The following is a 25,341-nucleotide window of genomic DNA, read 5'->3' on the forward strand; positions in this document are numbered from 1 at the left end:
AGAGGGTAACGAACATGAAAAATGTAAAAACGAACCATTCTTCACTGAAACAACAGCTCATAGAGGAACAATTGTTACTTGAAGATAACCGTGTTTATTGGGAAATGATTAATGATGAACGTATGGAAAAATTGTATCGAGTGCTTAATGAACGCACTCGATACATCTCATTATTATTAGAGGGCGTAGATGATGGCCATAACCAAGCGGCAGTTCTCCGTACAGCAGATGCATTTGGAGTGCAAGATGTTACCATTGTTCGTGGACGAGCTCCGTTTCAGCCAAACGCCAACATTACGAAAAGTGCAGATAAATGGTTAACAATCAAAGAAAAACCAACAATCGTAGAAGCGATTCGAGATTATCAGCAAGCAGGCTACCAAGTATTTGCGACCGATCTATCGGAAAAGAGTGTGTATTTAGAAGATGTAGATGTATCGAAACCGACAGTTCTTTTATTTGGGAATGAGCATGCGGGCATATCGGATGATGCGAGAAACGCAGCGGACGGTACATTTGTTATCCCTATGAAAGGGTTTGTTCAAAGCTTAAATATTTCTGTGGCAGCAGCCATTACACTACATTATATCACCAACAAAGCAAAAGAAGTCGCAAAAGAGCGTTATTATTTAACCCTTGAAGAAAAACAAGAATTGTTAAAACAGTGGGTTCATTTATCCGTTCCGAAAAAATTACGAGCAAAGTTGACGGAATCGTAATATATCCGCTCTTGCCTAGACCAACCAGGTTCTTAATGCATACGAATAATGTGAGTATGTATAAAGGAGGTTACCCGATGCATTCACGTCAATTTGTTGGTGGGCCATTTTTTGGGGGGAGAAGACCGTTTTTCGGTAGCCCATTTTTTGGCGGCCCGTTTTTCGGTGGCCCATTTTTTGGCGGACTGCTTGGCGGCTTAGTAGGTAGTGCCATCTTCCGTCCACGTCCATACCCTTATTACTATCCGTACCCATATTATTATCCATATGGTCCGTATGGGTATTATTAAATAGAACAATAAGAAATATTGTGGGGAGTACGTTAGCTAAAAGATAAATAACAAAATAAAAAGAAGGCGAGTCTGATGTAGACACGCCTTTTTCTATTGATATCGATGCTCCCCAATGTTCAAATAAATCAATAATCCCTAATAAAATATGCCCTAAGCCAACCAATAATCGTATTAGCACAAGTGTCCTTAGAAATGATGGGTAAGCCTTTCCTCATTCCCTCAATCGAGCATTATTTATTGGTTTGTAGTTTTCTCGTAAAAAATTCGTTTTCATTAGCAGTGAAATATGGTAAGTTGAACATGTAAAATATGGGAGGGGACGTCCATGAATGTTAAAAATACTTTATTAGAGGCGCTGCAAATTGAGTTAAAAACGGTCGATAAAGGGAAAGTAGTGGCTACTATGCCTGTGAATGAACGTACACGACAGCCATTTGGGTATTTACATGGAGGCGCATCCGTTGCCTTAGCAGAAACAGTTGCCAGCGTCGGGGCTTATACGCTCATTGATCAGGAAAATGAAATATGCTTCGGACTTGAGATTAATGCCAATCATATTAAATCCAAGCGAGATGGATTCGTGACAGCAATCGCTGAAGTCGTCCATCAAGGTAGAACAACAATGGTATGGAATATCCGTATCGTTGATGAACAAGAACAACTCATTTGTATTTCTCGATGTACCATTGCGGTTGTACCGAAAAAATAAACGTAAAAAAACGTGCAGACTTATGAACGATCTGCACGTTTCTTTTTTACACCTTTTAATTCGTCCCGTACACTGCCTTGCCAAAGCTTCACACCGGAATAGTAAGCTGCCCGGCTTATTAAATGTCCTGAGACAGGTGCAGTTAAAAAGATAAACACAATCCCGAGAAGGACACGAGAGTTAAAGTGTCCTTCATGAAGGAAGAAATATAAAAACGTCCCCAGTAAAATAGACATGATGCCAAGCGTGGCGCTTTTACTGGCAGCATGGTTTCTCGTGTACACGTCAGGGAGTCTTATCAAACCAACTGCGGTAACTAACGTCAACAAGGCACCGATGAGAATAAAAGCTCCGACAAAGAAATTAGCGATCTCGTTCACGTTCGATAATAACCCCCTTCTCTAAAAATTTCGCAAAGGCAACCGTACCGATAAACGCTAAAATACCAATTAATAGAATGACTTCTAAAAATGCATTCGTATCTAACAGGATGGACACGATCGCAACAATCGCGATGAGATTGATTCCCATCGCATCTAGAGCAATGACCCGATCGGGTACAGATGGTCCTTTAATGACTCGATAAATGAGACCGACCATGGAGATGGAAATAATGATTAACGAAATATTTAAAATAGTAGTTAACATTATTTGCTCACCTCCATAATCGCTTTTTCAAAAGAATTTTTAATTCCTTCAATCGCTGCTTGAACATCTGGTACATCCATCGCATGAACGTATAACGTTTTATTGTCCTCAGAGATGTCAATCACAAACGTTCCAGGTGTAAGGGTGATTAAATTCGCTAACATCGTAATTTCCCAGTCTTTCGTTAATTGGGTTGGCAGGGCGAAAATACCTGGTTGAATATCTAATTTCGGTTTTATGATGACTTTTAATACCGCAATATTCGAAAGAACTAACTCTTTTAAGAAAATAAGTAACAGTTTTAAAAGGGCTAAAAATGGAATGACGTAAAAACGAGAGTGAAAAAATCTTCGTAACGCAAAGATAATGATCAAGCCTAACACGTAACCGACGATAAAAGTCGACGGATCAAAAGAAACGGTCAAAAACATCCACATGAACGCTAAAAGTACATTTAACAACATTTGAAAAGCCATTATGCATTACTCCTTTAACACAGCTTCAATGTATATTGTCGGTTCGACGAGCACATCGGCAGCTTGGGCAAAAAACGGCTTGATCCATTCCACACTTACTCCGTAGAACACAGAAAGTATAATTAGGAATACGGCAGGGCCGAATAGTGAACCAATTGGCTTTTTCTCATAGGCTTTTGGTTCTCCCCAAAATCCATTGATGAAAATTTTCATGACTGAATATAACACCAACAAGCTGGATAAAAGGATAATTAGTGCTCCTATCATTTCTCCTTTCGCAAAGCCAGCACGGGCAATTAACACTTTTCCTACAAATCCACTAAATGGTGGCACACCAGCCAAGGAGAGAGCGGCAATGAAAAACGTCCATCCGAGCAGCGGATATGTTTTGATAAGGCCGCTGAACTCTTTTAGGCGGTTTGTTCCTGTAATATAAGCGATAGTCCCTACGAGTAGGAAAAGGGACGCTTTAATAATCATGTCATGAATGAGATAAAACACAGACCCTTCCAAACTTTCAGGTGTCATTACGGATATTCCATATGTAATGACACCAACAGCAACAATGATGTTATAAATGACAATTTTACGAATATCCCAATACGCAATGGCTCCAATGACCCCAACAATAATGGTAATTAAACTTAATCCACCTAAAATGGCGTGGGTGTACCCTGTATCATGGTAGAACAACAGCGTGTACGTCCGCATGATAGAGTAGACGCCCACCTTTGTTAACAGAGCACCAAATAACGCTAATACTGGAGCAGGTGGAGCGTAATAAGAACCTGGTAGCCAGAAATAAAGCGGGAAAATCGCTCCTTTTAACCCAAACACAATCAAGAATAAAATCGCCACAACCGTAATAATACCTGGTTGTCCTAAATCCGCAATACGAACGGATAAATGGGCCATATTTAACGTACCTGTCACAGAGTATAAGTACGCAACGCTAATCACAAATAACGCCGATGAAATTACGTTAACTAAAATATATTTAATGGACTCACGAAGCTGAATTTTTGTGCCTCCTAAAACGAGCAACACGTAGGAGGACATAAGCATCACTTCGAAGAATACGAAGAGGTTAAAAATATCTCCTGTTGTAAAGGCTCCGTTTACACCAACAATCATAAATTGAAACACGGAGTAGTAATAATATTTTTCACGTTCTACTCCAATAGTGCGGAACGAATAGAACAGTACGGCAAGTGCAATCACGCTCGTTGTTAACACTAAAAGCGCAGAGAGCATGTCAGAAACGAGCGTAATTCCGAAAGGTGCTTGCCAACTACCTAAATCTAACGTTTGAATGCCGTATAAATGTACATAGCGTACTAAAAAGATCGAAGCTAGCACGGTTCCGATCGTTGAAATCACCGAAACGGTCCGTTGCCAAAACACATTTTTCCCGATAAAAATTAACACAATGGCTGTAACTAACGGTATGAGTATCGGTAACATTAATAAATTAATCATTTCCTTCGTTTCCCCTCATTCGATCCATATTGTCTGTTCCAATTTCTTGATATGCTCGATAAGCGAGAACTAAGAAAAAGGAAGTGACACCAAAGCTAATAACAATCGCTGTTAAGATTAACGCTTGTGGTAATGGATCCACATATACTTCCGCATGCTCGCCTAATAGCGGAGCTGCTCCCCGTTTTAAGCCACCCATCGTTAAAATAAGTAGATGGGCTCCGTGGCTTAACAAACCAGTACCTATAATAATTCGCAACAAACTTTTACTAAGCATTAAATACGTCGCAGCTGTAAAAAGACAGCCGATGACAATCGCCATTAATATTTCCATTATTCACTCTCTCCTATCGTTTGAATAATGGTCATCGTGACACCAATAACCACTAAGTAGACACCTGTATCAAACAGGACCGCTGTGTGTAACGATGTCTTTCCTAAAAGAGGAAGATGAAAATAATCATACGCATGGGTTAAAAATGGGACGTCGAACAATAAGGCGCCAGCCCCTGTTCCAACAGCAAGGAGGAGACCAATGCCAATTAAAATTTTGTAGTCAATTGGTAAAATGCTTGTCACCGTTTTAATATCATAAGCTAGCAAAAGAAGGACGATGGCTCCTGAAGTCATCAATCCCCCAATAAATCCACCACCTGGATGATAGTGGCCAGCGAAGAAAAGCTGGATGGAAAACAAAATGATAATAAAGGTGACAACGGTCGTTACCGTTTGTAAAATCAAGTCATTTGTTTTCATCCTTCTTTCCTCCTTGTTAAGCGTAGTTTAATCATCGAGAAAATACCAAGTGCGGCAATACCTAATACACAAATTTCAAACATCGTATCAAAACCACGGAAATCAACGAGAATGACGTTAACCATGTTTTTACCGCCCGCTTCATTGTACGTATTTTCTACGTAATATTGTGCTATAGAGTCAAATAACTTTTGACTATGAGCAGATAAAGCAATCAATGTCACGATGGCACCAACGCCTAATGAAATAACGGCATTTCCAAGTTTGAAACTCATTCGAGTCTCGTGACGACTCAGCTTCGGTAAGTGATAGAAACAAAGAAGGAACAGCGCTACAGACACGGTCTCAATGACTAGCTGAGTTAACGCTAAATCAGGTGCACGGAACAACACAAAAAACAGCGATACGCTGTATCCAACTGAACCAAGGGCAATGATGGCGGTTAATCTTGATTTGGCTAATAGTGTCGTAATCGTTCCTGCAACCATGACAATGGCTAGAACAATTTCATACGTACCAACAGGTGCTACGTTAGACGTATCAAGAACAAATCCATTACGCACGACTAACGTAATGCTTAAAATGGAAATGAAAAAGATGAAAATATACACAAGATATGAACGAATAAACCCGGTCATATAGCTTCGGGTGAATTTATAGGAAGTTTGATCCATTATCTCTAATCCACGGTCATACAAGTAGTTAAACGTCAATTTTTCTGGTTGAAGGTTGTACACTTTCATCCATTTCGGCAATAGTTTATACAATCCAAGACCAACTAAAATGACACCTAACGTCATGAACACTTCAATGGTAAAGCCGTGCCAATGTGAAATATGCACGTGGAATTCTTCTCCTGCATGTAACAGGCTTGCTAAAATAACACCAACCGCAGGAGCAATAATTGTCTCCGATAAGATATTCGGAAAAAATCCAAAAATAATAACTAATGATGCTAAGACGATTGGCGATATTAGCATACCAAACGGCGCTTCATGCGGTTTCTTTTCTAATTTTTCCGGCTGATACTTACCAGTGAAGGTTTTCGATACTAACATCACACTATACAAGAAAGTAAATATGCTACCAACCCACGCTAACACAGGGAATAAGAAGCCCCATGTTTCTAATGAGAAGAAGTCTAATTCAAGGACGTGAACCATCGCCGTAAAGAACATTTCTTTACTCAAAAATCCATTAAATGGTGGTAGGCCAGCCATCGAAAGGGAGCCGATAATCGCAATCGTAAACGTAATTGGCATAAAGCTCATTAAACCGCCTAAACGTCGGATATCACGAGTACCTGTTTCATGGTCGACAATACCGACGACCATAAAGAGACTACCTTTAAATGTCGCATGGTTTATTAAATGAAATACAGCAGCTAACGTGGCTACCGTATATATGTTTTCATCCATTCCTTCAAAATGAAGCGCAGCCGCTCCTACTCCTAAAAGGGACATAATTAAGCCAAGCTGACTCACTGTGGAATAAGCTAAAATACCTTTTAAGTCCGTTTGTTTAACGGCATTAAAAGAGGCCCAGAATAACGTAAGGATTCCGATTCCACCGACAAGCCAGAGCCATACTCCGGAAATCGCAAATACTGGACTTAAACGTGCGACTAAATAAATACCGGCTTTAACCATCGTTGCCGAGTGCAAGTACGCACTGACTGGGGTAGGCGCTTCCATGGCATCAGGAAGCCAAATATGAAACGGAAATTGCGCTGATTTTGTAAATGCACCGAGTAGGACAAGCAACATTGCAGGAATAAATAGTGGTTGAGCAGTTAAATCACCTGCTTGACTAATTAATTCTCTAATGCTGAATGTATTGCCCATGAGGGATAAAAGCAAAAATCCTCCCAACATGGAAAGACCACCAAAAACCGTTATTAGCATCGATTTTTCAGCACCGTACCGAGAGCGCTCTCTATGATACCAATAACCGATTAGTAAAAAGGATGAGAAAGATGTAAATTCCCAGAACATATACAACACAATTAGGTTATCGGACAGAACAACTCCAAGCATAGCCCCCATAAATAGCAAGAGGTATACGTAAAAATTATGAAGTTGTTCTTTTTTCTTGGACAGGTAATAAACAGAATACAAAACAACAAGCGAACCGATACCTGTAATCAGGAGTGCAAATAGTAATCCTAACCCATCGACATGGGCCGTAAAGTTCATCCCAAGTGATGGGATCCACTCCATCGTTTTTGTTACAGTATTGTGTTCTCTAGTTAATGGTAAATATTGAAGAAAGTAAATGAACAAGACAATTGGTAACGGAAGAACAAACCACCCGGTATGGATGGAGCGAAAGGCTTTATATAAGAACGGTACGAGAATGGCCATCAAAAATGGCGCGATAATTGCTAAATGCAACAGAGTCACGTCTAGTACCCCCTTTTGTATGTAGAATGTTGTTGCAAAATTATGAACATCGATCTGAACAAAAGTCCTCTTTCAGCTTATCCTTTTTTGGGTCTTTGATGCAATAATTTTGCCAGTCCTTCTTGGTGGTTTTTGTCGAAAAACCTCTATGCAATTATAACGTAAAATGAGTGCGTTTGCATGATTGATTCTTTTTTTCCTTGCTGTATTAAAGTAAAACATTTGACATAATATACGAATAAAAATGATAAAAAGTTGCATAAATTTTCTTTTTCCTTCCCACACTATCCAATGGGGTGTATTTATGCGAAGAAAAGTTGTTTTAGCTTGTACACTTTTTGCCGTTTTATTCGTTGCTGCCTGGCGCTATCACCATGTACATGTTGATGAATATTATGTCGAAAACAATGATCGTGGAGCAGTTATACAGCTAAAAAGTACGACTCCTCTTCAACTGGAAGATGCCGTCATCCCGTTCAAACCGAGACAATATATACGAAAACGTGCGATGTGAAAAACTGCTACGGCCAAAGAGTGCCGAGGCAGTTTTTTTAGTGATTTTTAAAAAAATGTACAAAATTTGGTAATTGAATAGAGGATAAATTGAAAATAATCGAATTGAATGCACGAAAGATGTGACGTTACTTTTTTAAAAATCTCGGCTTAAAATGTGGACAAAGTGATCGAGAATGTGGACAAATGTTAGAAAAAGTGGACAAAATTTTAAGAAAACTGAACAAAAGTCGAAAAACTGGACTAAGCCAAATTATACTCTGATATGTTATGATATAAACGAATGGAAAAATGTAGAGGATGGACGTGGATGAGTCACTATAGTGGGTATTTTCCTTTTTTTTCTATTGTGCTGTTTAGCATTTCCTTTGGATTATTTGGGGAAAATGCGCTCCTCCATTGGTTTGAAAACATTGGATTGTACGGTGGGATGTTGGAGTTTTTGTCGGAACAAGAGCTCAGAATCTTATTATTTGTTTTTTGCTCAATCACTTGTTTTATGTTACTTGCGGCGTTGAAACTCGTGGCCGAGACGTTTCATGAGTTCGCCGTTTTATTATTTGTTCGTACTGAAGAAGATGCGATTAAAGTTCGCGTTAATCGGTCGGGGCTGACGATACTACTTATTGGTGGGTTTGTTTCAGTTTTATTTACGAAATCCATTTTCGCTATCGGACTCATATTTATTACCACCAAGGTTGTCTATTTTTTCTATTACTTGTATCAAATGAGTTCCGTATTAACACCGCTTTCGTTAATCGGTTTTATTACGTTTCAAATCGCTAGTTGGTCATCATCGATTGTATTTATTTCATACGCGTTTTTAAAGCTATACAACAGCATTCTCGCCAGTTTACCGATATAAAAAATCCCCTTTCATCAAGGGGATTTTGCTTTGGAAAATTGAATTAGACCTACGATTAAGCAAAGAATACTTCCAGCCCAAAGAATTCCTGCTTGCCCTAAAAGGAGCGATATTTCTTCTGAGGCCATCGGATGATGGTGGTCAACACGAATGGATTGCATTCCGAAATAAATCGCTATCGAGAGTAAAATAAGATGAACTATCACCCACATGTATGCGAGGCGATGGTTTTTATTTTTGACAAAAAGTAAGATATTTACCAGAAAGGCCATGCCTATAACGAACGAAGCACCACCAATTAACAGCCCCATAACTTCTTCTTCCAACGGCACCGAAACCACCTCTTTTGATAAAAAATTCCAGTTATAAAAATTGTAAAATAAATACATTACCATATTCAATGATGAAAAGACATGCACAATTAGCATGTCTTTTATTGGAACAGCTCTTCCCATATGCGTAATTCCGGATTCGTTCTTTCCCATGTTTGTAAATTTTCCGGGCGGTCTTTTCCTACCCAAACGCCGGCTGTCCATTGGTCGGTGATGCCAATGAACCAAAAATCTTTAAAATCGTTAGTCGTTCCCGTTTTTCCACCGACAAACGAAGACTTTGGACGCTTTAATGATTGTGCCGTACCAGTACGAACGACTTCTTGTAGTAACATTCGCATCTTTTTCACAGTTTCTTCCGACCACACGATGGTTCGCTCATCTTTCCAATCATACAGCACGTTTCCTTCTTTGTCCGTTACTTTTCGAATAGCGCGTGCTGGCACATACGTTCCGTTTTGGAAAACGGTGTATGCATCGGTAAGTTCAAGAGGAGAAACCCCGTACGTCAGCCCACCGATCGCAGCAGGAAGCTTCTGATCCATTTCATTCACTCGTGAAAAGGAAAACAAGTTGAAATCTTGAAAAGCGGATTTGATTCCCATTTCATGTACCAGCCGAACAGCAGGCGTATTGTAAGACTTAGCAAATGCTTGTAAAAGGGACACCCATCCGTAGGTCGTCCCACCGTAATTTTGAGGACAATACCCTTGATAACAAAATGCACCGGCATTTACTCGTTTCGTTAACGGAGGTTGATAGCGCTCAATATAAGGGCCATATACAAGAAGAGGTTTAATGGCAGAGCCAGGTTGACGAAACGCTTGGAAACCACGATGGAAATCGTATTTTTTGTAATGGACTCCACCGGTAATCGCAACAATTTCATGGTTCGTATGGTCAATAACCACTGCTGCTCCTTGAATGCCCGTTCCTTGTAATACTTTTTGGACACTTGCGACGGCTCGTTCTTGAACGGTAGGAAAGAGGGCGGTATGAATATACACACCACTTTCAAGAATGGTTTGCACTCGTTGATCGAGCTCTTCTTGAATGTGTTTGACTTCCGTTTCATCTGTCGCCTCATGGAGACGCGCTGTATATCCCTCTTGTTCGGCAATGAGTTGTTTGAGCTCATGTTCCACGTAAACAGCGTAATCCGGAAACCGATCGACTTTTCTTTTTAGATGGAGCTGAATCGGCTCACGTTTGATTTGTTCACCTTCTTGAGAAGTTAACATGCCGTGCTCCACTAGGAGGTCAATCAGCCGTTCTTGGCGTTGTTTCGTATCGTCAAAATGTTTTAATGGGTTATATTTGCTCGGATTATTCGGAATGGCCGCAAGAAAGGCTTGCTCTCCTTTCGTTAAGTCCGGTACCCTTTTTTGAAAATAAAATTGGGCGGCCGAGCCAATTCCGTATATTCCGTTATGAAAGTAAATGGCATTTAAATAGTACTCTAATATTTGTTTTTTCGTATAAATTTGTTCTAACTGGTAGGCATATAAAATTTCCTGCAATTTTCGTTCGTACGTTTGATCGTGGGACAAATACACGTTTCGAACAAGCTGCTGGGTAATCGTACTTCCTCCTTGTTCGATACCTTGTGTTTTTACATTTGTAATGAGCGCACGGGTAATCGCTAGTAAATCAAACCCTTTATGCTCGTAAAACATATGGTCCTCTGATAGGACGAACAGTTGTTGTAAAAAAAGCGGAATCTCGTCTAACGACACGTACAGACGATTAGTTGGTCCGATTTCTGCAAAAAGTTGGCTGTCTCGGTCGAGCAAATAACTCGTTTCAGGAAGATGGATCGGTTCGAGTGGAAATTTTGTAAATTGTTCAGACTGAACCTTCCGCACTTCCCATTCCTTTTCAAAAAGACGAATTCCTTGGATGAAAAAAATAAGTAAACATCCGGTAATGAAAAACCCTATCCACGTTCTTATATTCATTGTTACTCCTATTTCGTACTTTCATATAGTGATGATAGTCTCTGTTGTTCTTTCATTCCCTTCCATAATAACATGCAGCAGAAGAAAAAGAAGAGACTTGTCATGTAAAAAACGGAAGAAATGAGAAAATTCCGCTTTTCAATGGTAATGGATAACCACCTTTTTTAAAAATATTTCGCCTTACTAAATATTTATAACCTGTTTTTGATGTCTATTTCAATATTTTTGCATTTTTCTTGTAAATTAGAAAAATATTTAAAGCGCCCATGATATAATGTTAGATAACAAGGTATTTTGTTCGGCAGGTTGTGACGGTTGTAAATACAACGAAAGTTAGAAGGTGAAGTAGGTGAATGAACAGCAACTCCTTTTTATGGACTTTGAGTTCACGATGGCCGAATCTGGGCAGAGACGAGGATTTGTACCAGAAATTATTGAAGCCGGCATCGTTGTCGTACGTGAAGGAAAAATCGTTGAACAATTTTCATCATTTGTTCAACCCAAACTGTTTCCTAAGTTAACCGAGCGGTGTAAAACTTTTTTAAAGATTTCACAAGAGCAAGTGAATCACGGAATTACGTTTGAAGAATTGTACGAGCAAATGAAAAAATGGGATGAGTTTGGGCCAAGTCGTATTGTTACATGGGGGAACATGGATATGAAAGTCCTTCGTGACCATTGTGAGCGGGAAGAGGTTCCGTTCCCATTGGATGCTCGGTTTATTGATTTATCAATGGAGTATAAACGGTTTTTTGGGGACCGCAATCAAACGGGGTTGTGGAAAGCGATACAGGAATATGGAAAAGAAGGGGTCGGTCATCACCATCGGGCGTTAGATGATGCGTTGACAACGTACCATATTTATCGGTTGTTTGAAAGAGATAAGCAGTATTTGAAAAAATCCGATCCACCGACCATTGGGGACCGCGTCGATTTACAACAATTATTAAATTACATTTCGTTTGGACAATAGCCAAAAAAGCTGTCTCGAAATTCAGTTTCGAAACAGCTTTTTTGCTGTTTAAGCAAATGTCAATCGGTACATTAACTCGTATTCTTTTTGAATACTTTGTAAAGCGAGTAAGCTTTTTTCAGCAAACGGTGTGGCTTCTTGTTTTAATTCTTCTTTTAAATGATAAAAAGCTTGTTGCAATGACTCTTTGTAGTCTGGCACTTCACCTTCATACGGTTTTACCATTTGTTTAGGGATATTGGCACGTTCGTAATGGGCTAAAGCTTTTCGTTCATGGAAAAAAGGCACATCCACCTGCTTCGGATGGTGTAAATCCCCTTGCATTGGGTGCTTAACCACCGCTAAAATTTTGACAACGAAATGGGACGGGCCTTCATCCGTCACTTCACCAATATATTTTCCGGTTTTGTAAATACAAGTGACAAGATCGTTCGGTTGGATGGCAGACATGTGGAACCTCCTTAAAAAATTGTTTAATTTTATTATGAACGACATGAAGATGGTTCGAAAGTAAAAAATAAGATAAGAAGGGAAGGAATTAAAGCAATGGTTCGAGCAATTGTATTCGTCATTTTACCTTTGATTATGTTATTATCAGGGTGCAAAGAATCTTCGCAGGCAAGCGATGCGGAAATGAAAAATGAAGGAGAAGAAACAATGACAAATGAAGTAATGTATCCACAATTAACTACCGACGTTTTAGAAAACGAAATCGTCGTGGAAATGGTCACTAATCACGGAACAATAACATTAAAATTGTTTCCGGAACATGCACCAAAAGCGGTCGAAAACTTTGTTACCCACAGCAAAAATGGGTACTACAATGGCTTAACGTTTCACCGCGTCATTAAAGATTTTATGATTCAAGGTGGTGACCCAAATGGAAATGGAACAGGTGGCGAAAGTATTTGGGGAGAGCCGTTCGAAGACGAATTTTCCAAAGAATTATTCCATCTTCGTGGGGCGTTATCCATGGCGAATGCTGGTCCAAATACGAACGGAAGCCAATTTTTCATCGTTCAAAACGCAAGCCTAGACCCGAGCTTTAAAGGGCAAATGGAACAAGCGGGCTTCCCGAAAGAAATTATTGAGGCGTATGTTGAAAACGGTGGAACACCTTGGTTAGATTTCCGTCATACCGTATTTGGACAAGTAATTGCAGGAATGGACGTTGTAGACAAAATTGCGAACGTATCAACAGGTTTACATGACAAGCCGGTAGAGGACGTTATTATTGAAAAAATGAACGTTGTTCAAGAATAAATGATTGTGAACAAATAAGGGGTTTATCGGAATGTTACAACTCTTTTTATACTTTCCAGAAGATAAATCAGAATATATTCCAGCGACGATTACGATGGCCATTTTTATTATTGCAGCCATCATTACGATGCGGTTCATTATTCGCTACTCGAAAAAAGAAGAAGAGAAAGCAAAACAGTTTGAACAACAACTAAAGAATCAACAAAACGATGATAGCAGTCAGAAATAATCTGGCTGCTTTTTCTTTTGGATGAATATTCCATAATGGTGTAGGCAACAATGGTAGGAGAATCTTGGCATAGGTGGAGGAATGTAACGTGCGAAAGATACTTCCTATCATTGGAGTTACCTTTTTGTTAGCGGCTTGTGCGGAACAACATCCGAAAAAGTTGGATGTAGATATGATGAATCGTGATGGAGATTCATTAGGGAAAATTACGTTAGAAGAACAAGCGGAAGGCGTTTTAGTAAAAGTGGACTTAAAAGGACTCCCTTCAGGTGAGCATGCGATCCATTTTCATAATAAAGGCGTCTGTGAACCACCGGACTTTACATCCGCTGGCGACCATTTTAACCCAGATGAAAAAGATCATGGGCTCTTAAATCCAGAGGGGGCACATGCGGGTGATTTACCTAATCTCATTGTAGAAGATGATGGTACGGTAAAGGTTGAAATTTTGGCTTCCCAAGTGACACTAAAAGAAGGGAAAAACTCCTTATATACAAAAGAAGGAACTTCGATTGTGATACACCAAGAAGCCGATGACGGAATGTCACAACCGGCAGGAAACGCCGGCGAACGAATTGCCTGTGGAGAAATTAGCACTGAAAAAACGGTGAAATAAAAAAGGAGGCTAGATTAACTAGTCTCCTTTTTCGATTTGTCCTAGCGCTTTTTTTAATCGTTCTAATCCCTCCAGTAGTTGGGATCTTGGTGTAGCGACATTCATGCGGACAAATCCTTCGCCGCCAGGACCGAATTTTTCTCCGGGTTCCAAAGCGAGGTGTCCTTTTTGCACAAGGATTCGATGCAATTCTTTTGGACTGAGTCCGAGTTTTCGACAATCAATCCAAACTAAATACGTTCCCTCCGGTGGTATGACGGTCAACGCAGGAAGATGTTGTTCGATGAACGTTTTTACTAATTGAATATTTTCATATAAATAGCCTAATAATGCATCTAGCCAGTCATCCCCGTACCGATATGCTGCCTCTAATGCCACAATGCCCATGGTGTTTAATGTAAAATAGCCTTGGCGTTTCATTTGCTGACCGATGAGAGTTCGTAAGCGCTTGTTTGGGATAATCATAGCAGATGCTTGCAAACCAGCTATGTTGAACGTTTTACTTGGGGAAACCAGTGTAATGACTTGTTCTCTCCATTCAGGAAACGAGGCGATAGGTATATGTTTGTGGGGTGGAAAAGTAAGGTCTGCATGGATTTCATCAGATAAAATCGTTACATCGTATTGTTGGCACAGCTTTCCGATTTTTTTGAGTTCTTCTTTCGTCCATACGCGACCGACTGGATTGTGGGGACTACAGAATAAAAATAGCTTGACTCCTGCTTGAAGCTTTTGTTCGAAGTCAGCAAAATTGAATTCGTACGTATTACACTTAAACACTAATGGATTATTGATGAGCTTTCTTCCGTTTAGCTTAATCATGTCAAAAAACGGATGATACACCGGTGCTTGAATAAGCACGCTATCTCCTGGTTCGGTTAATGCTTGAATGCAGGAACTAATGGCCGGAACCACGGCGATATGGTAGACGAGCCATTCGGTCGAAATGTTCCAATGGTGACGTCGTTTCATCCATTGTTGAACCGCTTGGCTCGCTTTTTCAGGAACGTGCGTGTAGCCGAAAATGCCATGTTGCAACCGGTCTTGTAAGGAATCTAGCACTTCTTGCGGCGGACGAAAGTCCATATCTGCCACCCACATCGGTAATAGATCTTCTTTTCCAAACATTGTTTTCATTAGATCCCATTTGACGGAAGCTGTTTGTTTTCGCGGAATCACTTCATCAAAATTGAATCGCTTTGCCAATTTGCATCATTCCTTTTCAACATCTTCTTACTGTTATGATAAAATAAGGTGTCAGAAAGACCAAATAAAAAGGTGATGCGCTTTGGATATTCAACAATTAAATTTACGTCTTGTTGAAGCGTTAAAAAAATGGGATCCTTTTCAGTTAGGAGAGGATTTTTACGATACGGAAATTGTTGATGTCGTTCAAGAAGTACATCAATTGGACGATGCCAACCAATTAGCGAAAGAGATTCAGCGTACTTATGAATTTTCCTTTGAACAAGTCATTCCATTGGAAGCCTGCATTCAAATCGCCAAGAAATTGCTATTAATTAAAGAAAAACAAAGCTGTGAATTGTAAATTAAAGGGAGCCTTATTAAAAGGCTCTTTTTTTTTTTTTTTTTGAACAACAGATAAGAGCAAAATCTTTTTGTTCAAGGAAAAATTATTACAAATTAAGAGAAAACATCCTACCGAGTAACATTTATCCTAAACCAATCGCATCTTTTTGAAAAAAGGTTTGAATGTACCGCTGTATTTCGTTTGGTTTTTCTTCTGGCAGCAGGTGACCAGTATTTTCTAACACGACAAGCTGTGCGTTCGTTAAATCTTGGGCTAACCGTTCACCGACATGAAGTGGAACGACGCGATCTTCTTTTCCCCAGATAAGAAGACACGGCGTTTGAATACGATTTAACTCTTGTTTTGGTAAATCGCCTTCCCGGTCGCGAATCATTTTATTTAAGGCCACAAATATATCGTTTTCTAAAAACGGTTGGATATAGCCAAATACCATTTCATCATCAATGAGCGAATGGTCACAGACACAATTTTGTAGTTTGGACAGAATGCCTTTTTTAGCTATATGAAATTTGACAAACAAATGAAAATACGGGAGGTAGCTTGAAAGGATAAGGGGGACTCGAGCCCTTTTCATATAGCTTGTACTACATAAGAGAACGCCTTTTTCAACGAAGGACGGCTCTAACGTCATCATGTTTAAGGCGATTTGTCCTCCCATGGAATGGCCGATGACATACGCCTTTTGAATGCCTAAGTAATCAAGCAGTTCTAAAACCGTTTTCGCTAAATTTTTATACGAATACTTATATTTATCACATTTACCGCTTTTTCCGAATGGAGGAAGATCAATGGATATGACATTGTAATGGTCTGTTAATGAAGGAATCAGGCGCCGGAAAGTAAAACTCGATGAAAGAAATCCATGAATTAACACAACGTATTCGTCAGATAACGCTTTCTCGTATTTTTCATAATATACGTCAATATTGTTTATGTGTGCTATCTGTTCAATCGTTGCTGTCATTTATCTTTCACTCCCCCATGAAAAATTGTACTCATAGTATGCCCAATCCCGTCCTATTTCATTTTCGTGAAGAGCAGGTAAAAAAAAAAACACTTCGAATGTCGAAGTGCCATACATAAAAAGATAACAAAGGGGGGAATACTAGAAAGCTTTGTATTTACAGAATATCCAGTTAATACATGTCTTATACAAAAAAATACGAAAAAAAGAGAAATTATTCGTTTTTTTCGTATTTAATTTCGTACAACATTTGCATAACGCGTAAGAAATCTTGTTCAGAGAACTCTTTTGCTTTACGTAAAATTAATTTTGCTTTTTTCGTTCCAATTTCTTTGATTAGTTGAACAATTTCCGGATCAATAGAAGTCGTTTTTTCTTGCACTTCATTCTCTAATAATTCTGAGGCGGGGACGTCTAAAACAGTAGAAAGACGTAAAATGGTTTGAGTGTCTGGAATATATTCTCCCGATTCGTATTTTTCAATCGTTTGTGTTCCTAACCGTGCTTTTAAAGCTAATTCTTGCTGAGTCATCTTACGTTGTTCGCGAATCATCCGTAAATTTTCACCAAATTGAGACATTCCTCCATCCCTCCCATGATATATACCTAAAAAGATCGAACGCCTCGTTCGTTCTTTTTTAATAATTGGCTCTACCCTAAAATAACTATGGATAACTTTTGTTATTATTTTATTCATCGATGTGCCAATTTTTATTGGTATGAATGTCTGTTAAACGATACTGTTGATATGTATACATTACGCTTGTGGCGGACGCTTTCCGCGGGCAAGCCGCAAGCCGCTTCCCTCGCTACGCTTAAGTAAAGGTCTTGCGGCTTCTTGTTCCCGCTGGAGTCGCCGCCGTGTGAATAACTTTCTAAAAATCAACAATGACATATAACATAGCTAAATAATTAAAAGAGCCCTAACGAATTTAAGAAAATAATGATAATACCAATTGGGGCGATATAACGAACAGAGACATACCAAATTGTAAATAATGTGTGTTTCATCGTTGCCCCTTGCTTCATTTCGGCCCAAACTTGTTCGCGCGGAATTTTGTATCCGACAAAGAGTGAGATCAACAAAGCACCTAACGGTAAGGAAATATTACTAACAAAGTAATCGGCTAGATCGAAGAAAGTTTTTTCGAATAGGAGTGGCTTGGCAAATATACCAAACGATAAGGCGCTTGGAATACCAGCAATAAAAATCAACAGACCGGAAATCCAGGTAAATTTTTTACGCTTTCGTTGTTCGGATTTCGTTAAGACGGCGACCACAATCTCTAGCATCGATATTGAGGATGTGAGTGTCGCAAATAGTAACAGAACCATGAAAATAAAGAAGAAAAAGCCTCCAAACGCTAATTCGTTAAACACGGCTGGTAAGACAACGAAGACAAGACCAGGACCGCTAGCTGGCTCAAATCCTAGTGCGAAAACGGCTGGAAACACAACCAGGCCTGCTAAGAATGAAATAAAAATATTTAAGACGGCGACCGACGTGGCCGATTTTGGTAAGTTTTCTTCTTTGCCTAAATAAGAAGCGTAAGTTACCATGACTGAAACACCCACACTTAACGCAAAGAAGGCTTGTCCAAGAGCAAGTAATGCCGTTTGGCCATTTAAGTAACTAAAATCAGGAACTAGAAGGAATTGAATCCCTTCCATCGCGCCATCGAGCGTTAACGAGCGTATGACTAATACTAAAAATAAGATAAATAAGGCTGGCATCATATAACGGCTCGCGCGCTCAATTCCTTGTTGAATACCACCTTGAACGATAAGGATCGTTAGTACTAAGAAGATGAATTGAGCAAGTAGTACTTCCCATGGATTACTGATAATAGAACCAAAAAGTTGATTATATTCTTCTTGTGTCTTTCCGATTAATAAGCCACTTAGACTTCGAAGTAAATAGGAGACAATCCACCCGCCGACAACGCTATAAAAGGACAAAAGGACAAAGGATGCGACGACTCCTAAATATCCAACCCAATGCCAAGCGCTATTCGGTGCAATTTTTTTGTAGGCACGAACAGCATCAGTCTGGGCATGGCGACCGATGATAAATTCTGCTAACAACACGGGCGCCCCAATTAGAACGGTGAACAAGATAAATAAGAAAAAGAATACGCTGCCACCGTTTGTTCCTGCCATGTAAGGGAATTTCCAAATGGCCCCTAATCCGATGGCAGAACCAGCTGCGGCTAAAATAAAGCCGATTTTTGACGACCATTGTTCTTGCTGATTCATAATACGACTCCTTTACTTAATCATTAATTTTTTACATGTTACTATGAATTTCATTAAAAGTATAGTCATTCTTTAAAATTTGTTCAAATAAATTTTGAAATTTCCGATAACTATCAAATGATAGGTTTTTTGCTTACTCTACCCAACTATGATATAATCTACAATTGTCGATAACGGTGAAAAAACATATATTGTAGGAGTGTTTCCATGACTGAAAAATTAGAAGTAGGAACAATTGTAACAGGTACTGTGACCGGTATTCAACCGTATGGTGCTTTTGTGGAGCTTGATAATCAAACACAAGGGCTTATCCATATATCGGAAATCAGCCAAGGGTTTGTGAAAAACATTCACGACCATGTAAAAGTTGGCGATCAAGTAAAAGTAAAAGTTCTTTCCATTGATGAGGACGGGAAAATTAGTTTATCCATTCGGGCGGCTCAAGCAACTGGCAAAAAGAAAGTAGGGAAAAAGCGCCAAGGAAGCGTCAAAAATGAAACACCACAGGCCGGCTTTAACACGTTAAAAGAAAAACTCCAAGAATGGATTGAACAATCACAACGGGAAGATTTGATTAAAAAATAACCGCTGTGATTACGGGTTTTGTTAGCTGTAACCACTTATTTGGTTGCAGCTTTTTTAATTGGTATATGAAATCTTAAAAATGAATAACATCTTTCTAAGAAAGGATTTGACAAAAATAATCATCATGTTAAGATAAAAAAGACAACAGGAATTATAATTGAATACATTCATTAATTCCACTAGGGGTGCCTTTAGATAGGCTGAGATCAAAGTGTGCCTTTGAGACCCTTAGAACCTGATCTGGATCATACCAGCGTAGGGAAGTGGAAGTGTGGAATGGTTGACATCGTTTGTCATCCATTTATGTGATGTACTTGTATGGGATACAATCACCACTTTCCTTATGTTGGTAAGGAAAGTGGTTTTTTTATTGGAAAAAACGCAGTTTTGGGCCCACACTGTGTTTTTCATACATGACACCTGACTAAGGGGGAGAAAAATATGTCATTTTCAAAGACGCTTCGGCAAGAAGCAGATGGCCTATGGGAAGCAAGCTTTCATCATCCTTTTGTGAAACAGCTTGGGGATGGAACGCTTAATTTACAATGTTTTCGATACTATGTACTGCAAGATGCGTATTATTTAGGTCACTTTGCGAGAGTGCAAGCGCTCGGAGCAGCAAAAGCCATTGATTTACCTACTACCGCTCGTATGGCACATCACGCACAAAATACGTACCAAGCCGAGCTCTCGTTACATGAGCGTTTTGCAAAGCAATTAGGAATTACGGAAGAAGAGAAGGCTTCGATGATGCCAGCTCCGACTGCTTACGCGTATACGTCCCACATGTATCGGGCGGCGTACGAAGGTCATTTAGGAGATATTGTGGCTGCCATTTTGCCATGTTATTGGCTTTATTACGAAATTGGTGAACGGCTAAAAGATTGTCGACCAGATGAGCCCATTTATCAAGAATGGATTGCTGCTTACGGGTCGGAATGGTTCCGTCAACTCGTAGAAGAGCAGATATCACGACTTGATGCGATTGCGGAAGTAGTAACGGAAGCGGATCGCCAACGAATGAAACAACATTTTCTAATTAGCAGTCATTATGAATATTTATTTTGGGAAATGGCGTACACATTAGAATCTTGGCCAATGACAGGAAAGGAGAAGGAACAATATGCAACACTCTAAACAATTAAAATTAGCTGACATTTTAACAACGATTGTGATTGCGATAGTTTTTGGGATTGTATATAAACTGTGGGGACCGTTTTACTACTTTGTAAAACCATTTGGACTTCATCTCGATCAGCTGATTTACGGTATGTGGTTCATTGCCGCAATTGTGGCGTTTTTAATTATTCGTAAACCGGGGGTCGCACTGCTAGCGGAAGTAGCCGCAGCATCAGGGGAATTTATTGTTGGGTCGGAATGGGGACTTGAAGTTTTACTATACGGATTTTTACAAGGATTGTTTGCCGAAGCGGTGTTCGCTATTTTCCGTTACAAACGTTTCAATGTATTTGTTGCTTCATTAGCGGCCATTAGTTCCACATTGGCTTCTCTGATCATGGATTTATACAAAGGGTATATTGATGAGTTAGCGCTATGGAATTTAATGCTATTTATTGGTGCCCGCTTTGTTGGAGCTATTTTGATTGCCGGAATTTTCGCTTATTGCTTAGTGAAAGCGCTGGAGGCTACTGGGGTTACGCAACTTGTACGACCAGCTTCTACTGAGGATTACGAGGCATTAGATCGATAGAAGGTGAACATATGAAACCGGTTTGTTCTGTCCACAAGTTACGACTGAAATTTCCAGGGACCGATTCCCTATTTTTTAAAGATATAACTATATCCATTTCCAAAGGAGAAAAGGTCCTTTTACTAGGTCCATCAGGTTGTGGAAAATCAACGTTGCTTCAAGTATTAGCCGGCTTGATTCCGCGGACGATTGAAGTTCCGATGAAGGCAGAAAGCATCCAAACTCCGGCCTCATGGGGCTATGTGTTTCAAGACCCCGATTCCCAATTTTGTATGCCCTATGTCGATGAAGAGCTCGCGTTTACCTTAGAAAATCGATTGGTACCTCGTGAACAAATGGCTGACCGGATTAAAGAGTTGCTTCAACTCGTCGATTTGCAATTAGATACTCCCCACACACCCATTCAAAAATTATCCGGGGGAATGAAGCAACGGTTAGCCATCGCTTCTGCTTTAGCAGGAGACCCGGACGTACTATTTTTAGATGAACCGACCGCTATGATTGACCCGGAAGGAACAGAAGAAGTATGGCGGGTGTTAAAACACGTTGCTTCGGAAAAAACGATCATCATTGTCGAACATAAAATTGACCTGATTTTGGATTGGGTGGACCGTATCGTATTGTTCAACGAACATGGTGAGGTTATCGCTAATGGTCCGGCAAAACAGATATTTCAACAGTACCAAGAGACGATTGATCAACACGGTATTTGGTATCCGGGCTGTTGGGATCGATATCAGGCAAAACGTTCGAACAAACGGAAAACGGTATCAACCACCGAAATTCTTCGACTCGAACAGTTTCAAGGATTACGAAACAAGCGGATACACATCGAGGTGGAGAAAGCGGTTGTTTATCAAGGAGAATGGATTGCCATTACCGGAAGCAATGGAGCGGGGAAAAGCACATTACTGCAAGCGATCATTGGGTTCATTCCAACAAAAGGAACATGTATTTTTCGAGGTCAAACGGTACACAAAATGAAACGAATGTATGAACAAATCGGTTTTGTGTTTCAGCAACCTGAATTTCAATTTGTCACTAATTCCGTCTACGACGAATTGGCGTATGGCCTTCGATTGCAAAAACGACCAGAAGTGGAAATAGAGCCGATCGTCCACACGCTTTTAGAACAATTCCATTTAAACGGGCTTTGCCATCAGCATCCGTATCAATTATCCGTTGGGCAAAAACGTCGCTTAAGCGTTGCCGCTTCCATCGTACATCACCAACCGTTGTTGCTGTTAGATGAACCGACGTTTGGTCAGGATGCGCAAAATACGTTTGCCTTATTAGAACGGTTAGAACACCTTCGGGAACAAGGGACGACCATTCTTATGGTGACGCACGATACCCATATTGTCGACACATTTGCAACAAGACGATGGGAAATTACTAATGGCCGATTGGTACGTGATGAGCCAATCCATCGTCCAACGAAAGAACTTGTCGGAAGTAGGTAAGGAGGATTTCTTATGAGATGGGAATTGACCTATCGGGAAACGTGGCTCCATCAAATGAACCCAGCTGTGAAACTGCTGGTTATGCTCTTCTTTTTTATTACTGTGTTGTTCATTCATAATCCAAACGTGTCGTTTTACATCATGGTAGGATGTTTACTCATGTTCGTTTTATTTACGGGCTATCGTTGGAAACACCTTCTCATGTTCCTCCTTCCTTTTTTGGTTATTTTTATCTCAACGTCCACGTCGATGATGTTTTTCGGCAAAGGCGAAACCACTTGGTGGAAATGGGGACTGATACACATCACAGAGGAAAGCTTTTATCGTGGGTTGCATTTAGGGTTTCGTGCCCTTACGTTTGCCTTGCTCGGTTTAACGTTTTCTTTAACAACAAGACCAGTGTATTTGTTCTATTCGTTAATGCAGCAGCTAAAGCTAAAGCCGAAATATGCCTATAGCTTTTTAGCAGGGGCCCGACTTATTCCAATCATGTTTTTGGAATTTCAAACGATTCGGCAGGCTTTAATGGTAAGAGGAGTCATGAATGAAAAAGGAGTCAAAGCGTTTGTCGAGCGCATGAACCGATACGCGATCCCTTTGCTTTCACAAAGCATTCGACGGGCGCAACGATTGGCGGTAGCGATGCAGGCGAAAGGATTTTCAGAAGAGTCAGAACGAACGTATTATTACGAAATGAAAATCAACAAACATGACGTTCTTTTTTCTTTTGGTATGCTCGTCTTTACTCTGCTTATATATTTCATGGCTGTTACCTTTCCGTGGTTCCCGATGACCGATGTCCGCTAGAGGTGAGAAAAATTGGAACAAGAATTGCATGTCATTACGACCGGCCAGCAACAAAGTGCGGAGATTGTCGAGATTGTAGCCCACATTCATCCATACGTGGATACGATTCATTTGCGGGAAAAGCAAATGACGGCGAAAGAGTTAGGTAACCTTGTCTCCTCTTTATTAGATCAAGGCGTTCCCGCTTCCAAAATGGTCGTGAATGACCGTGTTGATGTGGCGGTTGTTTATAGTTTGAAAGGGGTACAACTTGCTTACCATAGTTTAGACGTTAAACGAGTCAAGGACCATTTTCCATCTTTACAGGTAGGTTGCTCTGTTCATTCGTTGGAAGAGGCGCTGGCGGCCGCTCGCCACGGTGCTGATTATTGTGTGTATGGTCACATTTTTCCAACGGCGAGTAAAAAGGGGTTACAACCACGAGGAATTCAAGCGTTGACACAGATTGCTAACGAAGTACCTATCCCGGTGATTGGGATTGGAGGAATTACAGTTGAAAACGCCGTGCACGTTCTGAATGCGGGAGCAAAGGGAATTGCCGTGATGTCGGGTGTGTTTTTGGCAAAAGATCCTGTAAGTGCCGCAAAAGCATATACACGGTTACTAAAAAACTGGAGGGCCAAACATGGAAAACAAACGATATGATGCAGTGATTGTGGGAGGTGGAGTCATCGGTTGTTCCATTGCTTTTCAACTGGCCAAACGAGGGGCGTCCGTAATCGTCCTCGAAAAACAAGAAATCGCCCAAGGAGCGTCAAGGGCAGCGGCGGGGATGTTAGGGGCCCAATCGGAATTTACCACGGATAGCCCGCTCATTCCGTTAGCGTTAAAAAGCCGAGAGATGTTTCCTTCAATTGTTGAAGAATTAGAGGAATTAACGGGTATCGACATTGGGCTCGTTCAAAGAGGGCTAATTAAAGTCGCTTGTTCGAAAGAGGATGGGGTGGCGCTCGAACAACATTATCAATTTTGGAAACAACAAGATCCTTCTGTCCAATGGTTATCGATGAAGGAATTGCAAGAGAGGGAGCCCCATGTGACGGAAACGCTTTATGGTGCTATGTACCTTCCAGGAGACGGTCAAGTACGCGCGGCTGAATTATCGATTGCTTTTGCAAAAGCCGCCTCTCGTTTCGGAGCTGTCATTAAGGAATATACGGAAGTGTACAGCCTTTTATGGGAAAGAGGTCAAGTGAAAGGAGTCGAGACGGCAGAAGGGCGAATCACTTCCGATAATGTAATTCTATGTGCAGGAGCTTGGTCAAAACAATTATTAAAACCGACTGGCATCGATGTTCCACTTTTTCCGGTCAAAGGGGAATGTCTTTCCGTTGTAACGGAAATTCCGTTCATTACGTCCACGATTTTTGCGAACAACGGCTGTTACATCGTTCCGAAAAAAGGGAACCGATTAGTCATCGGTGCCACATCCCAGGAAGGAACGTTTCATCAAAAAGTGAGCGTAAAGGGAGTGCAAAGCCTGCTCGAGCGGGCTTCTGCTATTCTTCCTAGCATAGTAGAAGCCCATTGGGAAAACGTGTGGAGCGGCATTCGCCCGCAAACAAGTGATGGACTTCCTTACCTTGGAGAGCATCCGGATATTAAAGGGCTGTTTGGTGCGTTTGGTCATTACCGCAACGGAATTTTACTTAGTCCGATTACTGGAGTGATTATGGCTGATTTAGTAGAAGGAAAAACATATGAATCTATCGATTTATCAAGCTTTCACTTGTTACGAGTAGTACCAACAAGTATGTAAGAAAGGAGGAAAG

32 protein-coding genes and 1 riboswitch are annotated in these 25,341 nt (G+C 40.4%); of the genes, 17 read left to right on the forward strand and 15 right to left on the reverse strand.

Annotation, left to right across the window (positions count from 1 at the left end; genetic code table 11):
* Positions 1-14 precede the first annotated feature (14 nt).
* From H0Z31_02460 to H0Z31_02470, 3 genes are all read left to right on the forward strand, one after another.
* The gene (locus H0Z31_02460) at positions 15-719 is read left to right on the forward strand and encodes an RNA methyltransferase (GenBank protein ID MBO8176297.1); all 705 of its coding nucleotides are present in this window, start codon (positions 15-17) and stop codon (positions 717-719) included.
* A gap of 77 nt (positions 720-796) precedes the next feature.
* On the forward strand, positions 797-1,009 hold the full coding sequence (locus H0Z31_02465) for a hypothetical protein (GenBank protein MBO8176298.1): 213 nt from the start codon (positions 797-799) through the stop codon (positions 1,007-1,009).
* Between the two features lie 328 nt (positions 1,010-1,337).
* The gene (locus H0Z31_02470; GenBank protein ID MBO8176299.1) at positions 1,338-1,721 is read left to right on the forward strand and encodes a hotdog fold thioesterase; all 384 of its coding nucleotides are present in this window, start codon (positions 1,338-1,340) and stop codon (positions 1,719-1,721) included.
* 20 nt (positions 1,722-1,741) lie between these two features.
* Here H0Z31_02470 and H0Z31_02475 read toward each other — a convergent pair whose 3' ends face one another.
* The 7 genes from H0Z31_02475 to H0Z31_02505 are packed head-to-tail and all read right to left on the reverse strand — an operon-like array spanning position 1,742 to position 7,482.
* A complete protein-coding gene (locus H0Z31_02475; protein ID MBO8176300.1) occupies positions 1,742-2,101 on the reverse strand; it encodes a Na+/H+ antiporter subunit G in 360 nt (119 codons plus the stop codon).
* Positions 2,085-2,369 carry a Na(+)/H(+) antiporter subunit F1 gene (locus H0Z31_02480; GenBank protein MBO8176301.1) on the reverse strand — a complete coding sequence of 95 codons (285 nt, stop codon included), beginning with the start codon at positions 2,367-2,369 and terminating at the stop codon, positions 2,085-2,087. The genes H0Z31_02475 and H0Z31_02480 overlap by 17 nt, the downstream gene beginning before the upstream one ends.
* The gene (locus tag H0Z31_02485) at positions 2,369-2,845 is read right to left on the reverse strand and encodes a Na+/H+ antiporter subunit E (GenBank protein MBO8176302.1); all 477 of its coding nucleotides are present in this window, start codon (positions 2,843-2,845) and stop codon (positions 2,369-2,371) included. The genes H0Z31_02480 and H0Z31_02485 overlap by 1 nt, the downstream gene beginning before the upstream one ends.
* A gap of 6 nt (positions 2,846-2,851) precedes the next feature.
* Positions 2,852-4,324, reverse strand: a complete 1,473-nt coding sequence (locus H0Z31_02490) for a Na+/H+ antiporter subunit D (GenBank protein ID MBO8176303.1) — start codon at positions 4,322-4,324, stop codon at positions 2,852-2,854.
* Positions 4,317-4,658, reverse strand: coding sequence for a Na(+)/H(+) antiporter subunit C (locus tag H0Z31_02495; protein MBO8176304.1), 342 nt, complete (start codon positions 4,656-4,658; stop codon positions 4,317-4,319). The genes H0Z31_02490 and H0Z31_02495 overlap by 8 nt, the downstream gene beginning before the upstream one ends.
* On the reverse strand, positions 4,658-5,080 hold the full coding sequence (locus H0Z31_02500; GenBank protein MBO8176305.1) for a Na(+)/H(+) antiporter subunit B: 423 nt from the start codon (positions 5,078-5,080) through the stop codon (positions 4,658-4,660). Before H0Z31_02500 ends, H0Z31_02495 begins: the two co-directional genes overlap by 1 nt.
* Positions 5,077-7,482, reverse strand: coding sequence for a Na+/H+ antiporter subunit A (locus tag H0Z31_02505; GenBank protein ID MBO8176306.1), 2,406 nt, complete (start codon positions 7,480-7,482; stop codon positions 5,077-5,079). The genes H0Z31_02500 and H0Z31_02505 overlap by 4 nt, the downstream gene beginning before the upstream one ends.
* Before the next feature lie 304 nt (positions 7,483-7,786).
* On the opposite strand from H0Z31_02505, the gene H0Z31_02510 reads away from it, so the two are divergent.
* Both H0Z31_02510 and H0Z31_02515 read left to right on the forward strand, forming a co-directional pair.
* Positions 7,787-7,996 (forward strand): hypothetical protein, encoded by a 210-nt coding sequence (locus H0Z31_02510; protein MBO8176307.1) that lies wholly within the window; start codon positions 7,787-7,789, stop codon positions 7,994-7,996.
* Positions 7,997-8,305: 309 nt separating this feature from the next.
* Complete coding sequence (locus H0Z31_02515) at positions 8,306-8,860, forward strand: DUF5366 family protein (protein ID MBO8176308.1); 555 nt, start codon at positions 8,306-8,308, stop codon at positions 8,858-8,860.
* Between the two features lie 14 nt (positions 8,861-8,874).
* Here the strand turns inward: H0Z31_02515 and H0Z31_02520 are convergent, their stop codons facing one another.
* Positions 8,875-9,249 carry a hypothetical protein gene (locus H0Z31_02520; protein ID MBO8176309.1) on the reverse strand — a complete coding sequence of 125 codons (375 nt, stop codon included), beginning with the start codon at positions 9,247-9,249 and terminating at the stop codon, positions 8,875-8,877.
* Between the two features lie 44 nt (positions 9,250-9,293).
* Positions 9,294-11,132, reverse strand: coding sequence for a penicillin-binding protein (locus tag H0Z31_02525; GenBank protein MBO8176310.1), 1,839 nt, complete (start codon positions 11,130-11,132; stop codon positions 9,294-9,296).
* A 367-nt stretch (positions 11,133-11,499) separates the two neighbouring features.
* Between H0Z31_02525 and kapD the strand changes: the two genes are divergently transcribed.
* Positions 11,500-12,123, forward strand: coding sequence for a 3'-5' exonuclease KapD (gene kapD, locus H0Z31_02530; GenBank protein ID MBO8176311.1), 624 nt, complete (start codon positions 11,500-11,502; stop codon positions 12,121-12,123).
* A gap of 48 nt (positions 12,124-12,171) precedes the next feature.
* Here kapD and H0Z31_02535 read toward each other — a convergent pair whose 3' ends face one another.
* Positions 12,172-12,573 carry a kinase-associated lipoprotein B gene (locus H0Z31_02535; GenBank protein ID MBO8176312.1) on the reverse strand — a complete coding sequence of 134 codons (402 nt, stop codon included), beginning with the start codon at positions 12,571-12,573 and terminating at the stop codon, positions 12,172-12,174.
* A gap of 207 nt (positions 12,574-12,780) precedes the next feature.
* Here H0Z31_02535 and H0Z31_02540 point away from each other — a divergent pair, with 207 nt between their 5' ends.
* From H0Z31_02540 to H0Z31_02550, 3 genes are all read left to right on the forward strand, one after another.
* Positions 12,781-13,386 carry a peptidylprolyl isomerase gene (locus tag H0Z31_02540; GenBank protein ID MBO8176313.1) on the forward strand — a complete coding sequence of 202 codons (606 nt, stop codon included), beginning with the start codon at positions 12,781-12,783 and terminating at the stop codon, positions 13,384-13,386.
* Between the two features lie 31 nt (positions 13,387-13,417).
* Positions 13,418-13,615, forward strand: coding sequence for a hypothetical protein (locus H0Z31_02545; protein MBO8176314.1), 198 nt, complete (start codon positions 13,418-13,420; stop codon positions 13,613-13,615).
* Between the two features lie 172 nt (positions 13,616-13,787).
* Entirely contained in the window at positions 13,788-14,231 is a 444-nt protein-coding gene (locus H0Z31_02550) for a superoxide dismutase family protein (protein MBO8176315.1), read from the forward strand.
* Positions 14,232-14,249: 18 nt separating this feature from the next.
* On the opposite strand, the gene H0Z31_02555 is transcribed toward H0Z31_02550, so the two are convergent.
* Positions 14,250-15,437 (reverse strand): putative C-S lyase, encoded by a 1,188-nt coding sequence (locus H0Z31_02555; GenBank protein ID MBO8176316.1) that lies wholly within the window; start codon positions 15,435-15,437, stop codon positions 14,250-14,252.
* Positions 15,438-15,519: 82 nt separating this feature from the next.
* On the opposite strand from H0Z31_02555, the gene H0Z31_02560 reads away from it, so the two are divergent.
* Positions 15,520-15,780: a DUF1871 family protein gene (locus H0Z31_02560; GenBank protein ID MBO8176317.1), complete on the forward strand. Its 261-nt coding sequence runs from the start codon at positions 15,520-15,522 to the stop codon at positions 15,778-15,780.
* 124 nt (positions 15,781-15,904) lie between these two features.
* Here the strand turns inward: H0Z31_02560 and H0Z31_02565 are convergent, their stop codons facing one another.
* The 4 genes from H0Z31_02565 to H0Z31_02580 all read right to left on the reverse strand — a co-directional run bounded on the left by H0Z31_02565 (position 15,905) and on the right by H0Z31_02580 (position 19,003).
* Positions 15,905-16,747, reverse strand: coding sequence for an alpha/beta hydrolase (locus H0Z31_02565; protein MBO8176318.1), 843 nt, complete (start codon positions 16,745-16,747; stop codon positions 15,905-15,907).
* 214 nt (positions 16,748-16,961) lie between these two features.
* The gene (locus H0Z31_02570; protein ID MBO8176319.1) at positions 16,962-17,327 is read right to left on the reverse strand and encodes a helix-turn-helix transcriptional regulator; all 366 of its coding nucleotides are present in this window, start codon (positions 17,325-17,327) and stop codon (positions 16,962-16,964) included.
* 177 nt (positions 17,328-17,504) lie between these two features.
* Positions 17,505-17,642 carry a hypothetical protein gene (locus H0Z31_02575; protein MBO8176320.1) on the reverse strand — a complete coding sequence of 46 codons (138 nt, stop codon included), beginning with the start codon at positions 17,640-17,642 and terminating at the stop codon, positions 17,505-17,507.
* A gap of 17 nt (positions 17,643-17,659) precedes the next feature.
* The gene (locus tag H0Z31_02580) at positions 17,660-19,003 is read right to left on the reverse strand and encodes a sodium-dependent transporter (protein MBO8176321.1); all 1,344 of its coding nucleotides are present in this window, start codon (positions 19,001-19,003) and stop codon (positions 17,660-17,662) included.
* 207 nt (positions 19,004-19,210) lie between these two features.
* Here H0Z31_02580 and yugI point away from each other — a divergent pair, with 207 nt between their 5' ends.
* The 7 genes from yugI to thiO all read left to right on the forward strand — a co-directional run bounded on the left by yugI (position 19,211) and on the right by thiO (position 25,328).
* Positions 19,211-19,588 (forward strand): general stress protein 13, encoded by a 378-nt coding sequence (yugI, locus tag H0Z31_02585; protein MBO8176322.1) that lies wholly within the window; start codon positions 19,211-19,213, stop codon positions 19,586-19,588.
* 171 nt (positions 19,589-19,759) lie between these two features.
* A riboswitch (TPP riboswitch) is annotated at positions 19,760-19,867 on the forward strand.
* 162 nt (positions 19,868-20,029) lie between these two features.
* Positions 20,030-20,725 (forward strand): thiaminase II, encoded by a 696-nt coding sequence (tenA, locus tag H0Z31_02590; GenBank protein ID MBO8176323.1) that lies wholly within the window; start codon positions 20,030-20,032, stop codon positions 20,723-20,725.
* Positions 20,712-21,299, forward strand: a complete 588-nt coding sequence (locus H0Z31_02595) for an ECF transporter S component (GenBank protein MBO8176324.1) — start codon at positions 20,712-20,714, stop codon at positions 21,297-21,299. Before tenA ends, H0Z31_02595 begins: the two co-directional genes overlap by 14 nt.
* Positions 21,300-21,310: 11 nt before the next feature.
* Positions 21,311-22,762: an ABC transporter ATP-binding protein gene (locus tag H0Z31_02600; GenBank protein MBO8176325.1), complete on the forward strand. Its 1,452-nt coding sequence runs from the start codon at positions 21,311-21,313 to the stop codon at positions 22,760-22,762.
* Between the two features lie 12 nt (positions 22,763-22,774).
* Positions 22,775-23,569 (forward strand): energy-coupling factor transporter transmembrane protein EcfT, encoded by a 795-nt coding sequence (locus tag H0Z31_02605; GenBank protein MBO8176326.1) that lies wholly within the window; start codon positions 22,775-22,777, stop codon positions 23,567-23,569.
* A gap of 12 nt (positions 23,570-23,581) precedes the next feature.
* The gene (tenI, locus tag H0Z31_02610; protein ID MBO8176327.1) at positions 23,582-24,214 is read left to right on the forward strand and encodes a thiazole tautomerase TenI; all 633 of its coding nucleotides are present in this window, start codon (positions 23,582-23,584) and stop codon (positions 24,212-24,214) included.
* Positions 24,195-25,328 (forward strand): glycine oxidase ThiO, encoded by a 1,134-nt coding sequence (gene thiO / locus H0Z31_02615; protein MBO8176328.1) that lies wholly within the window; start codon positions 24,195-24,197, stop codon positions 25,326-25,328. The genes tenI and thiO overlap by 20 nt, the downstream gene beginning before the upstream one ends.
* Positions 25,329-25,341: the final 13 nt, after the last annotated feature.

The sequence above is a fragment of the Bacillus sp. (in: firmicutes) genome (assembly GCA_017656295.1).
In the GTDB taxonomy this organism is placed as follows: domain Bacteria; phylum Bacillota; class Bacilli; order Bacillales; family JACDOC01; genus JACDOC01.

What these genes read in the sequence shown, in the direction of transcription:
- H0Z31_02575 (MBO8176320.1), bottom strand. Translation starts at nt 17,642, where the DNA reads ATGTCATTGTTGATTTTTAGAAAGTTATTCACACGGCGGCGACTCCAG.
- thiO (MBO8176328.1), top strand. Translation starts at nt 24,195, where the DNA reads ATGGAAAACAAACGATATGATGCAGTGATTGTGGGAGGTGGAGTCATC.
- H0Z31_02485 (MBO8176302.1), bottom strand. Translation starts at nt 2,845, where the DNA reads ATGGCTTTTCAAATGTTGTTAAATGTACTTTTAGCGTTCATGTGGATG.
- H0Z31_02520 (MBO8176309.1), bottom strand. Translation starts at nt 9,249, where the DNA reads ATGTATTTATTTTACAATTTTTATAACTGGAATTTTTTATCAAAAGAG.
- H0Z31_02480 (MBO8176301.1), bottom strand. Translation starts at nt 2,369, where the DNA reads ATGTTAACTACTATTTTAAATATTTCGTTAATCATTATTTCCATCTCC.
- H0Z31_02550 (MBO8176315.1), top strand. Translation starts at nt 13,788, where the DNA reads ATGATGAATCGTGATGGAGATTCATTAGGGAAAATTACGTTAGAAGAA.
- H0Z31_02565 (MBO8176318.1), bottom strand. Translation starts at nt 16,747, where the DNA reads ATGACAGCAACGATTGAACAGATAGCACACATAAACAATATTGACGTA.
- H0Z31_02580 (MBO8176321.1), bottom strand. Translation starts at nt 19,003, where the DNA reads ATGAATCAGCAAGAACAATGGTCGTCAAAAATCGGCTTTATTTTAGCC.
- H0Z31_02510 (MBO8176307.1), top strand. Translation starts at nt 7,787, where the DNA reads ATGCGAAGAAAAGTTGTTTTAGCTTGTACACTTTTTGCCGTTTTATTC.
- H0Z31_02600 (MBO8176325.1), top strand. Translation starts at nt 21,311, where the DNA reads ATGAAACCGGTTTGTTCTGTCCACAAGTTACGACTGAAATTTCCAGGG.
- H0Z31_02605 (MBO8176326.1), top strand. Translation starts at nt 22,775, where the DNA reads ATGAGATGGGAATTGACCTATCGGGAAACGTGGCTCCATCAAATGAAC.
- H0Z31_02490 (MBO8176303.1), bottom strand. Translation starts at nt 4,324, where the DNA reads ATGATTAATTTATTAATGTTACCGATACTCATACCGTTAGTTACAGCC.
- H0Z31_02460 (MBO8176297.1), top strand. Translation starts at nt 15, where the DNA reads ATGAAAAATGTAAAAACGAACCATTCTTCACTGAAACAACAGCTCATA.
- H0Z31_02595 (MBO8176324.1), top strand. Translation starts at nt 20,712, where the DNA reads ATGCAACACTCTAAACAATTAAAATTAGCTGACATTTTAACAACGATT.
- H0Z31_02515 (MBO8176308.1), top strand. Translation starts at nt 8,306, where the DNA reads ATGAGTCACTATAGTGGGTATTTTCCTTTTTTTTCTATTGTGCTGTTT.
- H0Z31_02540 (MBO8176313.1), top strand. Translation starts at nt 12,781, where the DNA reads ATGACAAATGAAGTAATGTATCCACAATTAACTACCGACGTTTTAGAA.
- H0Z31_02535 (MBO8176312.1), bottom strand. Translation starts at nt 12,573, where the DNA reads ATGTCTGCCATCCAACCGAACGATCTTGTCACTTGTATTTACAAAACC.
- H0Z31_02545 (MBO8176314.1), top strand. Translation starts at nt 13,418, where the DNA reads ATGTTACAACTCTTTTTATACTTTCCAGAAGATAAATCAGAATATATT.
- yugI (MBO8176322.1), top strand. Translation starts at nt 19,211, where the DNA reads ATGACTGAAAAATTAGAAGTAGGAACAATTGTAACAGGTACTGTGACC.
- H0Z31_02465 (MBO8176298.1), top strand. Translation starts at nt 797, where the DNA reads ATGCATTCACGTCAATTTGTTGGTGGGCCATTTTTTGGGGGGAGAAGA.
- H0Z31_02470 (MBO8176299.1), top strand. Translation starts at nt 1,338, where the DNA reads ATGAATGTTAAAAATACTTTATTAGAGGCGCTGCAAATTGAGTTAAAA.
- tenA (MBO8176323.1), top strand. Translation starts at nt 20,030, where the DNA reads ATGTCATTTTCAAAGACGCTTCGGCAAGAAGCAGATGGCCTATGGGAA.
- H0Z31_02570 (MBO8176319.1), bottom strand. Translation starts at nt 17,327, where the DNA reads ATGTCTCAATTTGGTGAAAATTTACGGATGATTCGCGAACAACGTAAG.
- H0Z31_02495 (MBO8176304.1), bottom strand. Translation starts at nt 4,658, where the DNA reads ATGGAAATATTAATGGCGATTGTCATCGGCTGTCTTTTTACAGCTGCG.
- H0Z31_02500 (MBO8176305.1), bottom strand. Translation starts at nt 5,080, where the DNA reads ATGAAAACAAATGACTTGATTTTACAAACGGTAACGACCGTTGTCACC.